The 12,217-nt window shown below is 46.4% G+C and carries 10 protein-coding genes; 9 read left to right on the plus strand and 1 reads right to left on the minus strand.

Features of this window, described 5'->3' with window-relative positions; genetic code table 11:
* Positions 1–42: 42 nt before the first annotated feature.
* Positions 43–1,584: a 2-isopropylmalate synthase gene (locus ACR32F_RS08720; RefSeq protein ID WP_440118022.1), complete on the plus strand. Its 1,542-nt coding sequence runs from the start codon at positions 43–45 to the stop codon at positions 1,582–1,584.
* A gap of 240 nt (positions 1,585–1,824) precedes the next feature.
* Here the strand turns inward: ACR32F_RS08720 and ACR32F_RS08725 are convergent, their stop codons facing one another.
* Entirely contained in the window at positions 1,825–2,805 is a 981-nt protein-coding gene (locus tag ACR32F_RS08725) for an aldo/keto reductase (RefSeq protein ID WP_440118024.1), read from the minus strand.
* 424 nt (positions 2,806–3,229) lie between these two features.
* Here ACR32F_RS08725 and leuB point away from each other — a divergent pair, with 424 nt between their 5' ends.
* The 8 genes from leuB (at position 3,230) to ACR32F_RS08765 (ending at position 12,024) form a co-directional block, all read left to right on the plus strand.
* Complete coding sequence (gene leuB / locus ACR32F_RS08730) at positions 3,230–4,315, plus strand: 3-isopropylmalate dehydrogenase (protein WP_440118026.1); 1,086 nt, start codon at positions 3,230–3,232, stop codon at positions 4,313–4,315.
* 275 nt (positions 4,316–4,590) lie between these two features.
* The gene (locus ACR32F_RS08735; protein ID WP_440118028.1) at positions 4,591–5,130 is read left to right on the plus strand and encodes a peroxiredoxin; all 540 of its coding nucleotides are present in this window, start codon (positions 4,591–4,593) and stop codon (positions 5,128–5,130) included.
* A 363-nt stretch (positions 5,131–5,493) separates the two neighbouring features.
* Positions 5,494–5,910 (plus strand): hypothetical protein, encoded by a 417-nt coding sequence (locus tag ACR32F_RS08740; protein WP_440118030.1) that lies wholly within the window; start codon positions 5,494–5,496, stop codon positions 5,908–5,910.
* 444 nt (positions 5,911–6,354) lie between these two features.
* A complete protein-coding gene (locus ACR32F_RS08745) occupies positions 6,355–7,458 on the plus strand; it encodes an ATP-binding protein (RefSeq protein WP_440118032.1) in 1,104 nt (367 codons plus the stop codon).
* Positions 7,459–7,586: 128 nt separating this feature from the next.
* Positions 7,587–8,555 (plus strand): AAA family ATPase, encoded by a 969-nt coding sequence (locus ACR32F_RS08750; RefSeq protein ID WP_440118034.1) that lies wholly within the window; start codon positions 7,587–7,589, stop codon positions 8,553–8,555.
* Positions 8,556–8,558: 3 nt separating this feature from the next.
* A complete protein-coding gene (locus ACR32F_RS08755; RefSeq protein ID WP_440118036.1) occupies positions 8,559–9,674 on the plus strand; it encodes a DUF58 domain-containing protein in 1,116 nt (371 codons plus the stop codon).
* Complete coding sequence (locus ACR32F_RS08760) at positions 9,671–10,984, plus strand: DUF4129 domain-containing protein (RefSeq protein ID WP_440118038.1); 1,314 nt, start codon at positions 9,671–9,673, stop codon at positions 10,982–10,984. Before ACR32F_RS08755 ends, ACR32F_RS08760 begins: the two co-directional genes overlap by 4 nt.
* Before the next feature lie 83 nt (positions 10,985–11,067).
* Entirely contained in the window at positions 11,068–12,024 is a 957-nt protein-coding gene (locus ACR32F_RS08765) for an aldolase catalytic domain-containing protein (RefSeq protein ID WP_440118040.1), read from the plus strand.
* The last annotated feature ends 193 nt before the right edge of the window (positions 12,025–12,217 follow it).

The raw sequence follows: 12,217 nt of genomic DNA on the forward strand, positions 1-12,217 counted from the left end.
GGTTCAGAGAAAGATATATTACAAATGCAGGAGGTGCAAAGCGTGCGTAAAATCTATGTATTTGATACAACGCTGCGTGATGGAGAGCAATCCCCGGGAGTTAATCTGAACACTCGTGAAAAGGTGGAAATTGCCCATCAGCTCGAGCGGCTTGGCATTGACCGGATGGAAGCTGGCTTCCCGGCGGCATCTCCAGGTGATCTGGCAGCTGTCAATGCAGTAGCAAATGCGGTCAAAAATGTTACCGTAATCGGCTTGTCCCGTTCCAGAGAGCAAGATATTGATGCGGTAAAAGAAGCGCTTAAAGGCGCTCAGGACCCGTGCATCCATATCTTTTTGGCAACCTCACCCATTCATCGTCAACATAAATTGCGTATGGATAAAGGGCAGGTTCTGGATACCGCTCGTTCCGCCATTCGTTATGCGAAAAAAACTTTTTCGAAGATCGAATTCTCGCTGGAGGATGCGGGTCGTACCGAGTATGATTTCCTCGTTGAGATGGTGAATATGGCTGTGGATGAGGGTGCAGCTGTTGTGAATATCCCGGATACGGTTGGTTATCTGAGCCCATATGAGTACGGAAATATTTTCAAACATCTCAAGGAAAATGTACACGGAATTGAAAAGGTCCAGCTGAGTGCCCATTGTCATAACGATCTTGGCATGGCAACGGCCAATACGCTCGCAGCAATTCTGAACGGGGCCGATCAGATTGAAGGCACCATCAACGGAATTGGCGAACGTGCAGGTAATACAGCCATTGAAGAGATTGCAATGGCATTGGAAACACGCCAGGAATTTTTCCAGGCGAAAACTTCGTTGCAGTTGTCGGAGATTGCACGAACCAGTCGTCTCGTCAGTCGTTTAACGGGTATGGTTGTACCTGGTAATAAAGCGATTGTGGGCGCCAACGCATTTGCACATGAATCCGGAATTCATCAGGATGGCATGTTGAAGGAGAAAACAACCTACGAGATTATGACACCAGAGACCATCGGTCTGAAGGAAAGCAAGCTCGTATTGGGTAAACACTCGGGACGTCATGCCTTCCGTGAACGGTTAATTGAGCTGGGGTATGAACTGGAAGATGAAGCATTAAACCGTGCTTTTGCCCAATTCAAAGACCTGGCTGACAAGAAGAAAGAAGTCACGGATGAGGATCTCTTGGCTGTGATTGAAGAGAAATTGCAGGATGCACCTGAGGTGTATAAACTGGAATCCATCTTTGTCACCTATGGCGATGAATCGACTCCATCGGCTAAAGTTCGTATTGCCACGCTTGATGGTAATACTGTGGAGCAAAAAGCAGAGGGAAATGGATCTGTAGATGCTATCTATAACGCCATTGATCAGGTTAGCGGGGAAGAAGTGATTCTATCCGACTACTCGATCAAATCGGTTACGCACGGTAAGGATGCATTGGGTGAGGTTCATGTTGTACTTACTCAAAATCAAGTATCTGTTCAGGGCCGTGGAGTGAGCACTGATATTCTGGGTGCCAGTGCACGTGCCTACGTGGATGGTTTGAACAAGTTGATTGAGAAACGCAAAACGTACACCAATCGCGTTAACGTGAATCTGTAACTTTTCCTTTGCAGCAAGCATGGCTCTTCAATGGAATGGAAGTCGAATTGATCAGAGCTGGTTGGACGTATTTGGGCCAACTTTGATCTGTTTTGATTTTCCGTGTGGTACTCAAAAAGTCTGACCCTCACAAGTTGAAGGTCAGACTTTTTTTGCTGTTATGTCTTATGATAACTCTAATCGAATATAGACCATTTCATCGTATAATATAAATGAAAAATGGGTTAAGCTATGGAGCTTTTACCAGGCATAAGCGTTAGGTGCTTGTCCTCCCGGACCTGGGAAGATCTCATCCAGACGTTTGAGCACCGCTTCATCCAGCGTGACATCCAGACATTTGAGCGCAGTTTCAAACTGTTCCAGGGTACGCGGTCCGATAATGGGTGCGGTTACTGCCGGATTGGCAGCAACCCAAGCCAATGCTACGGTATCCTGTGGTTCACCAAGATCGCGACACAAAGTTGCAAACTCCTTCAGCTGGGTATGATGCTGCTCTATGCGTCCAGCAATACCGCCACTGCGGGTGCCTTCCAGCTTTTGCAGTGCATTACGTCCCAGTAATCCGCCATGAAGTGGACTCCACGGAATAACGCCTAGGCCCAGTTCTTTCGCTGCGGGCAATACTTCCAGTTCAGGTAAACGACAGTTGAGACTGTATTTATGCTGCTCGGAAACAAGACCGAGGAAGTGGCGGTTTTTGGCTTCACTTTGGGCAACAGCAATTTGCCAACCGGCAAAGTTACTTGACCCTATGTAACCGATTTTACCCTGATGGACAGCGTTTTCAAAGGCGCCCCACAGCTCGTCCCACGATATAGCAGGGTCAACATGGTGCATCTGGTACAGCTCGATATGATCGGTCTGCAAGCGGCGGAGGGAACCTTCCAGATGACGTCTGATTTTGTAGGCGGAGAGGCCGGCTTCGTTGTTGGGGCCGTCTGTATCATCATGCATGGAGCCATATACCTTGGTGGCAAGAACCACTTTTTCACGTCGGCCACCGCCCCGGTTGAACCAGCGCCCGATAATCTCCTCGGTGAGACCGGAATTTTCACCCCAGCCGTAGATGTTAGCGGTATCAAAAAAGTTCACACCTGCATCGAGTGCTGCGTCCATAATGCGGAAAGCTTCTTTTTCGTCTGTAGCAGGCCCGAAATTCATGGTACCGAGACAGATTCGGCTGACCTTGAGGCCTGATTTACCCAAATACGAATATTGCATGTTGATGATCCCTCCTGAGTACCTGATTTGAATTCAGCTATAGTTTACCCCACTGGGAGGAGTGGAACAACTTGTGGAGGTTAAACTCTATTGGCTTATAGAGGTTGTTCAAAAAGTCCGCTTTTGATTACGAAGGATGCCTAGTGGCATCATCAGCATCGAATATGGAATTCAGCCGAAATGTCCGTTGCTCACGTAGTTTTCCCTATGCTCCGCTACTCCATTTCTAGCTTCATCCCATCTTCTCGGTACTGAAAACCGGTCTTTTTGAACACGCACTTATAGGTAAAATCTATTAAAGTCATAGATTGTATATCTTGGTCAAATGACCTCTAAATATGATACAAAAGAGAGAGGTAAAAATGACACGTTTAAATTATCGAAGCAAATAACAGATTCAGTGAATATAAGGAGTGGACAACCCATGGCAGACGTAAAAAAAATTGCAGTTATCGCAGGTGACGGAATTGGTCCTGAAGTCGTAGCTGAGGCCGAGAAAGTTCTTAAACGTACAGAGGAAGTATTCGGTTACCGTTTTGAGACAGAACATGCGCTGTTTGGTGGAATCGCAATTGATGAGAAGGGTACACCTCTTCCAGAAGAAACACTGGCGGTATGTAAAAGTGCAGATGCGGTCCTGCTTGGAGCCGTTGGTGGTCCAAAATGGGACAATAACAGCAAGGAGCTTCGTCCTGAAACAGGCTTGCTGGGTATTCGCAAAGCGCTGGGATTGTTCTCCAACCTTCGTCCGGCTGTTGTATTTGATTGCCTGAAGGATGCTTCAACCTTGAAGCCGGAAGTGCTTGAAGGTACGGATCTGATGGTGGTACGGGAGTTGACTGGCGGCATCTACTTCGGAGAGAAGTTCAGACGTGAAAGTGCACAGGGCGAAGAGGCAGTGGATACTTGTGCATATAATGTAACGGAAGTGGAGCGGATCGTTCGTCAGGCGTTCGAAATTGCTCAAGGACGTCGCAAAAAGCTGGCTTCGGTGGACAAAGCCAACGTGCTGGAAACATCCCGTCTCTGGCGTGAAGTTGTGAACCGGGTAGCACCGGATTATCCAGATGTTGAATTGGAGCATGTGCTTGTGGATAACTGCGCGATGCAATTGCTGCGTCGTCCTTCCAGCTTTGACGTAATCGTGACGGAAAACATGTTCGGAGATATCTTGAGTGATGAAGCAGCGATGCTAACAGGCTCAATCGGTATGTTGGCATCTGCATCACTGGGTGAGGGTAGCTTCGGTCTCTACGAGCCGGTACACGGTTCTGCACCGGATATCGCAGGTCAAGGCCTTGCCAATCCGATTGCAACGATTCTCTCTCTGGCGTTGATGTTCCGCACGACATTTGGTTATACAGAAGGTGCGGATGCCATTGAAGCAGCGGTATCTGATGTACTGAACGCAGGACACCGCACAAGTGATATTGCTGTAGACAAGAGCACAGCGATCAGCACAACGGAAATGGGCGACTTGATTGTCGCAGCAATTCGTAAACAGGCGTAATACGACATCATAACAAGACAGCCCTTTACTTTCCGTGAGGAATGATGGAGGGCTGTTCTATTATGATTTTTGCCACGAAAAATCCTTATTTATAATTATTATAAAAAAATAACGATTATAATCTTGACTTTGAGAAGTCCGGATGATAACATTTTACTTGTACTTGTTATCAAGTAACAAACAACTTTAATTGCAGGGAAAGCGTCCGCGTTTTTCCTGATGATGAGCATTCCACAGCGAGTGCTTACATAATCCCAAAGGAGGAATTTTTAGTTATGGCAGAACGTTTGGTTGGTAGACCCGCACCGGATTTTGCAATGGAAACAGTATCGGGAGATGGACAAGATTTTGGTTCCGTAAAACTGTCTGATTATCGTGGCAAATGGCTCGTATTTTTCTTCTATCCTTTGGATTTCACTTTTGTGTGCCCAACTGAAATTACAGCTTTGAGTGATGCTGCTGAGCAATTCAAAGCTTTGGATACTGAAGTTCTTGGCGTGAGCGTTGACTCCGTACACAGCCACAAAGCTTGGATCAACACACCTAAAGACAGCAATGGCCTGGGTCAATTAAACTTCCCATTGGCTTCTGACATTACGAAGCAAGTTGCCAAAGATTATGGCATTCTGATTGAAGAAGAAGGCGTTGCACTGCGCGGCTTGTTCATCATCGATCCAGAAGGCGAATTGAAATACCAAGTCGTTAACCACAATGATGTAGGCCGTAGCGTTGAAGAAACACTTCGTGTACTGCAAGCTCTGCAATCCGGCGGATTGTGTGCAATGAACTGGAAACCAGGCGACACTAACCTGTAAGCCTGATTGAACTTGAACGATTGTTGTTCAAGCCCTCATCCCTCCCGGGATTGAGGGCTTTTTGCACCCTTTTTCCAGAATGTATACCCAAACTGAATGAAAAGTGTTTAAACAGGCATGTAAACGTGTTAGCGATTGGAAGAAAGCCTTCTTTTCATCTTTGAAAGGGGAAAAGAGGAATCGAAGGGCATCAAAGCGAATAGGGTATGGAAACCCGGTAAATATTCCGGTGCTCTGCATTTATAATCTGTACATGAATGTGATACACTGATGGAACTATTCCTTTTTCGGAAGTGCTGGAAGTGTACGGGATTGTATGTTCAATAAATAAGTCCCGGCACGTTATAAGGAGGGTGAACAAAAATGAGTTACTGTTGTGGGGCAAGTATGGTGGGAACAAAGGGCACGCTGAAGCATTACCGCACCCAGGTTCATAATGTTCCCCTGCTGTTTTGTCCGGTGTGTCACCGGGTGGAAGTGCATTATAAAGTGGAAAATGAATATGAAATTCTGGCTGAGTATGCACATGGAGACGGTGCGTCGGAGATTGATTTTCAAGATTACGTGACGGAAGATGAGGATGCCATTTTTGAGAATTGCGTGAACCGTGAAAGCGAGGATGCGATGGTCATTGTGCAGCGTCAGATCGATATGTCTCTGGATCTTCTCCGGCTTGCCAAGGAAATGAAGGATGAGAAGTGGGAAAGCGAACTTAAGCGTCGATTAGCCGTGATGAGTCAGCGCAGACTCAAAATCCAGCATAATAAGACTGGACTATAGATTGAATTGAAATATCTGAGATGTATATCCATACGAACGAAGCTGATTCGCCATTTGAGCGACGAGGCTTCGTTTTTGTGTGCATACATTATCCGATTCACGGTTTTTCTTAAAATAATTACCATTCGACACTTTCTCCGATTGACTCTCTTCTATAAACTTGTCTATGATAAAAACAGACTTGCAAAAGAGGCGGAGCAAAAAATGTTCGTGTTTGGGAATAGGAGAAGGTCAGAATGGAACAAACGTATATTGATTTCCGGTTCGATTGTTGGTTACCCGGAATAGACCTGCTTGGGTTCCGGACATGCCATCCGTATTTCCGGCTCAGCCCCTAATGAAAGGGCACCGGTAATGCAAATTAAAATCGGCCCTTCCTGTTTCTGTGATGATATGATGTCCGAATGGCAAGTTTATCATTTACGTGAAAAGGAGGAACCTGACATGATTAGTGAATTTCAGGATACAGTGCCTCGATCAACGAATGGTTTCCCGCCTATACATCTGGATAACAACAAGTATGAGAATGTCCTGGAACATCTGGATAGCGGTATTATGTTGTTTGACAGTCACGGTGTATTGACGTTTATTAACGTTCAGATGGCAAAGTTGTTGGAGCTTCCAAGAAGTCTGTTGAGCGGCTGCACCTTGATGCAGATGTTGCGTCATCCACAGATGAGTCGTTTCAAGAAAAAGAAAATTTTACGTATCTATCGGGAAACTATCTTTCATCGTAAGCGCTATCATGAGCTGATTGACGAGTATGGCAGGCATTGGCTGGTTACAGTAACGTACGGGGATCAGATGGATGGGGACTTCCTATTCAGTGTTAAGGATGTTTCCGATTATAAACAAATTGAGCAGACCGCTTATCAAAATGACAAACTTGCGATGCTGGGGCGTATTTCGGCATCTATTGCCCACGAAATCCGAAATCCTTTGACAGCAATTCGCGGATTCATCCAGCTGTTGCGGCCGCATTTGCTACAATTGGGGAAAGACGAGTACGCTCGAATCATACTGACGGAGATTGACAGGGCGAACGACATTATCTATGAATTCCTGAATTCCTCCAAACCGTCAGCGCCTCAGAAGACCATTATGTCCGTGGACTCCTTGCTCAAAGAGGTGGTCCTGCTGACAGAAAGCGAAGGCTTAATGAAGGGGTGCGAGATCATACTGGATGAAGGAGAAGTTCCGTTAAATGTCTCCATTGATGTCAAACAGATTAAGCAGGTTATTTTGAATATGGTGAAAAATGCGATGGATGCCATTGAAGATGTGGGTGAAGAGCACACCGGCCTGATTCGGATCTCAACAGGAACCGAGGACAAACATGTGCAGATTTCGATTGCCGACAATGGGCAGGGAATGGATCACAACACCCTTGTGCGACTGTTCGATCCATTCTTCACCACCAAGGAGAGCGGAACGGGGCTGGGACTTTCCGTGAGTTACCGCATTATTAAGAATCATGGGGGGACGATCTCTGTGGACAGTAAAAAAGGGGAAGGCACCCGGTTCATGATTATGCTTCCCTTGGTGTGATGGCAAGAGCAATGCGAACAGGAATTGGCCAACCCGCCGGTTCCTGTTGTTTTTTGTTGGGGGAATTAGGGTTATAGTTAGAATGAATGCGAATACATAAGATTGATTTACGGGAGGAACGTACAAATATGGATATCCAGGGAATGGAACAAATGAACAAACAACTAATGGACCACGTAGGAAAAGTTATAGTGGGGAAGAATCATACGATTGAGTTGGTTATGACTGCCATCATTGCTTCAGGACATGTTCTGCTGGAGGATGTACCCGGCACGGGGAAAACCATGCTGGCTAAATCAGTAGCGTCTTCATTGGATTGTACCTTTCAGCGCATTCAGTTTACACCGGACTTATTGCCATCTGACTTGACAGGTATTCATTTCTTCAATCAAAAAGAAGGGGATTTTGAATTTAGGCCAGGTCCCTTGTTCGCCAATCTCGTTCTGGCAGATGAAATAAACCGGGCTACACCGCGCACCCAGTCCAGTCTGCTGGAATGTATGGAGGAACGGCAGATCAGTATTGATGGATCGACCAGACAACTGGAACGACCGTTTATCGTTATCGCTACACAAAACCCGGTAGATAACCAAGGGACCTTTCCATTACCTGAGGCTCAGATGGATCGATTCATGATGAAAATTCGTATGGGGTATCCCAACAGTGAAGAGAGTGTAGAAATTTTGAGACGCACTGTAGCCAGTCGCTATGTTAACGACCTGTCACCGATCATCAGCCGCGAGCAACTTCTGGAGGCTCAGGCTACCTACAAAACAGTTCAAATAGATGAGGATCTGCTGAGATATATCATTCGATTGACAGAAGCAACAAGGCAGCATCCAGAGCTTTCGCTTGGCGTAAGTCCACGCGGTGCTCAGGCACTGCTCAAGGCGAGTCAGGCATGGGCTTCCCTACACGGCAGAGATTATGTGCTTCCAGATGATATCAAACGATTGGCAGAGCCCGTACTGGCCCATCGACTTGTCTTCCGTAACCGCATAAGGCAACAAGAGGGCTTGGCGGAACGCATCATTCAGGAACTTCTGACCCAGACTGAAGTGCCGACAGAGAATCTTGCTACAGGCAACGGGCGATAGTTTATGGCATTATTATGGCTTGTCATCGTTGGTGTCATTGTTATTGGAGTACACGGCATATGGTTCGGCCGTCCCGCTTTATACAAGCTCAAGTATACCAGACAGTTCAGCAAACTCCGTTGCTACGCCGGAGATGAACTTGAGATGGTGGAGACGATAGCGAACGAAAAACGGGTCTCGGTCCCCTGGCTCAGACTTGAAGCGATGATGCCCGCGTCCTTTGTATTCCGCTCCGGTTCGGGCATGGATATTAGCCAAGGAAACATCTATCAGAACCACAAGAGCATTTTTACATTGAAACCGTTTACTCGTATTACGCGCAAGCATCCGTTTGTGTGCACTCAGCGTGGGATCCATACGTTGAATACCGTAACAATGACCGGCGGGGATCTCTTTGGTGTATGGCGCTCCTCGAAACCTATACCCGTCCATCTGTCCTTGATCGTGTATCCATCACTCGTTCATGCAGAGGACTTGCCCGCGATCTATCAGGTGTGGCAGGGAGAGGTTGAGGTATCCCGATGGATTGTTGAAGATCCCTTCCTGATTCTGGGTGTGCGACCTTATGGCGCAGGTGATCCCATGAACCGTATTCAATGGAAAGCCAGTGCACGCACGGGCGAATTGCAGGTCTATAAACAGGGATGGACAGCGGACCCTCAATCATGGATTCTGGTCAATATTCAAGAGTCAGCAGATATGTGGAGTGTTGTTACCCGGCCAGGGACGATTGAGCGCGCACTTCGTTATGCTGCAACCGCTGCAGTGGATGCCATTGGAAGAGGTTTGCCGGCAGGATTTGCTCATAACGGGTACCGTGTGAGCGGAGGGCGCGATCCGCTGCGGATTGAGCCGGATTACGGCAGTCCACACCTGGAAATGTTGCTGGAAGCCATGGCGGAGACGGAGTTGAAATGCATGGTTCCCATGGAGCAATTCCTGAATGATGAAGTGCAGCGTAATGAAGAAGCACAGCAAATTCGAAGTTATCTTTTGATTACATCCTATGTATCTGCTGCCATGGAGCATGAGATTGCACGATTACATGAACAAGGGCATCGTGTAACGATACTTCCGGTAGAGGGCGAGAAGAGCGATTCCAAGGCGGTGAGTGCATGAGTGATTCGAATCCAACGAAGACAAGCATATTTATACCCATGTTGGCCGTATTACTAATCGGCGTGTATCTTTTTCCACTGTTAACGCTCACTTCGCTCTACGCTATGGAACATTTGCCATACACGTTAATGCTTATCTTTATTCTGGCAGGCTTTTCAGGTCAATGGATTCAGCACAGGTTTTCCGGATTTGGCGAGAAGAATGCATTTATACGGGGCGGCACAGCGCTCATTGTGGGTCTGCTCGTATCGCTGGTTATTGCAATAGTTCTAGTTCTTCCGTTGCCTGATGTATTCACAGCAGCGGTATGGGGAGTGTTTTCGGCTAATGTGGGATTGACATTTCAGCCCGTCTTTCGTTCCATTTTGTTATGGCGTTTACAGATTTTTGGTGTGGTCACTGCGATTGTGCTCAGTGTGGCCTTCAACCAAATTGAAATGATGCAACCTTTGCAGGCGTATACGGGAACCATATATGCTGCTGGAGTGATCAGTTTTGTTGGCTGGTTGGTAGGTCAATACAGTGTACAACTGGACCGGGCGATATTAAATGATGCAAATCGAAGAATCGTACTACGCGAGTTTACACGAGCGAATCACCAGCGTTTAGTATGGATGCTGATTTTGATCGCGGGTATTGGCGCTTTTCCGAGTCTTGTTGCCTGGCTGGGTCCGTTACGTGATCGTTTACTTGCATGGATCAGAGCCTTGTTTGGTCAATCTTCCAATCAGGAACCACCTACTCCTCCTACCGCTCCTAATGAGCCCTCAATGATACCGAATGAAATGATGGAACCTCAATCAGAGCCCTCATTGATCTGGGATATCCTGGGGTGGGTCATCATGGGGGCGGTTGGGACCGTCATTCTGTGGCTGATTCTGAGGTTAGTGCAAAAAGCAATGAACAAACTCATGGACCGCTTCAAGGGAATGCTGCAACCAGGTGAGAAGAAGGTGGCTCCTCGGACCGAGTATATGGATATTAGCGAAACGCTGGAGGCGCCCGTAAAAAAACGGAAATCCTGGTTCCGCAAGAAGGAAGCACCGCCTGCACAGCAGGCTGAACGTGTTCGTTACTATTATCGGAAGTGGGTCAGTGGAGCAGAGCATCGTGGAGTGGATATACAGAGGGCTCACACACCGCTGGAGGCCGCCGAGACGATTGTTCGGAATGACCCCGGAGAAGAGGGGCAGAAGCTCTCTGCAGTGCTTCCAGATACGTATAACGCAGTACGCTATGGGCAGAAAGAGCTGGATATTTCGGAAATGGCTGAAATTGATCGAATCTGGAAATCTTATCGAAGTAAATAAGTTGGGAATCCCTTTACTTTTCTTGTCACGTTCAAGTATCATGAGAGGAATACACAAGCTGGTCAGAAAAGGAGTAGACATTAATGAAGACAAATCATTGCAAAATTGTAGATTGTACGATCCGTGATGGCGGGTTGGTGAATAATTGGGACTTTAGCGTGGACTTTGTTCAACAGCTATATGCTGGATTGAATGAGGCTGGCGTTGATTATATGGAAATTGGATATAAAAACTCACCTAAGCTGTTAAAAGGTGCTGAAGATGCAGGACCTTGGCGTTTTCTGAATGATGATTTCCTGCGTAAGGTTATTCCGCAAAAAGGGAATACCAAATTGTCTGCATTGGTTGACGTAGGACGTGTGGACGAGAATGACATTTTGCCGCGCAGTGAGAGCATGCTGGATCTGATTCGTGTGGCCTGCTACAGCAAGGATGTAGATAAGGCACTTGCCCTGGTACAAACATTCCATGATCGTGGTTATGAAACAACACTTAATATTATGGCGCTCTCCAATGTGATGGAGAATGAATTACTGGAAGCATTTGAATTGATCAAAGAAAGCTCTGTGGATGTCGTCTACATTGTAGATTCCTATGGTAGCCTGGACCATAATGATGTGAAATACTTGGTAGAGAAGTTCAAGACACACTTGCCTAACAAACGCCTTGGCGTTCACACACATAATAACATGCAACTGGCATTCTCCAACACATTGGTAGCGGCGGAACTTGGCGTTGAACTGCTGGATGCTTCTGTGTATGGTATGGGACGTGCGGCAGGTAACTGCCCAACGGAATTGCTCGTAGCTCATCTGAAAGGTACGAAATACAATCTGCGCCCAGTACTCGCTGTATTGGAGCAATTGATGGTTCCACTCAGAGAAAAAGAAGAATGGGGTTACATCTTGCCTTATATGATTACGGGTGCATTGGATGAGCATCCACGTTCGGCGATGGCACTTCGTTCATCCGAAGATAAGGATAAGGTTGTTGATTTCTATGACAAATTGACAACACCAGAAGTGAATTTCGACAAATAAAATAGTTTGAAATACAGTTGCAAACTAGGGAAACATGGACTCTGATGTAGAGTTCATGTTTTTTTTAGTTCTTAATGCCTTGTTTTATATCATTTTTATGAATAAATATTCCTAGGAGTGACTAATTTTTAGTTCACGTATACGGATTTAAATGTTATTATGTACCAGATAGCATGTCATTCATGTGAATTGA

This window comes from Paenibacillus hebaui, assembly GCF_051934385.1.
Lineage (GTDB): Bacteria > Bacillota > Bacilli > Paenibacillales > Paenibacillaceae > Paenibacillus.

What these genes read in the sequence shown, in the direction of transcription:
- ACR32F_RS08725 (WP_440118024.1), bottom strand. Translation starts at nt 2,805, where the DNA reads ATGCAATATTCGTATTTGGGTAAATCAGGCCTCAAGGTCAGCCGAATC.
- ACR32F_RS08765 (WP_440118040.1), top strand. Translation starts at nt 11,068, where the DNA reads ATGAAGACAAATCATTGCAAAATTGTAGATTGTACGATCCGTGATGGC.
- ACR32F_RS08750 (WP_440118034.1), top strand. Translation starts at nt 7,587, where the DNA reads ATGGATATCCAGGGAATGGAACAAATGAACAAACAACTAATGGACCAC.
- ACR32F_RS08755 (WP_440118036.1), top strand. Translation starts at nt 8,559, where the DNA reads ATGGCATTATTATGGCTTGTCATCGTTGGTGTCATTGTTATTGGAGTA.
- ACR32F_RS08740 (WP_440118030.1), top strand. Translation starts at nt 5,494, where the DNA reads ATGAGTTACTGTTGTGGGGCAAGTATGGTGGGAACAAAGGGCACGCTG.
- ACR32F_RS08735 (WP_440118028.1), top strand. Translation starts at nt 4,591, where the DNA reads ATGGCAGAACGTTTGGTTGGTAGACCCGCACCGGATTTTGCAATGGAA.
- ACR32F_RS08745 (WP_440118032.1), top strand. Translation starts at nt 6,355, where the DNA reads ATGATTAGTGAATTTCAGGATACAGTGCCTCGATCAACGAATGGTTTC.
- leuB (WP_440118026.1), top strand. Translation starts at nt 3,230, where the DNA reads ATGGCAGACGTAAAAAAAATTGCAGTTATCGCAGGTGACGGAATTGGT.
- ACR32F_RS08760 (WP_440118038.1), top strand. Translation starts at nt 9,671, where the DNA reads ATGAGTGATTCGAATCCAACGAAGACAAGCATATTTATACCCATGTTG.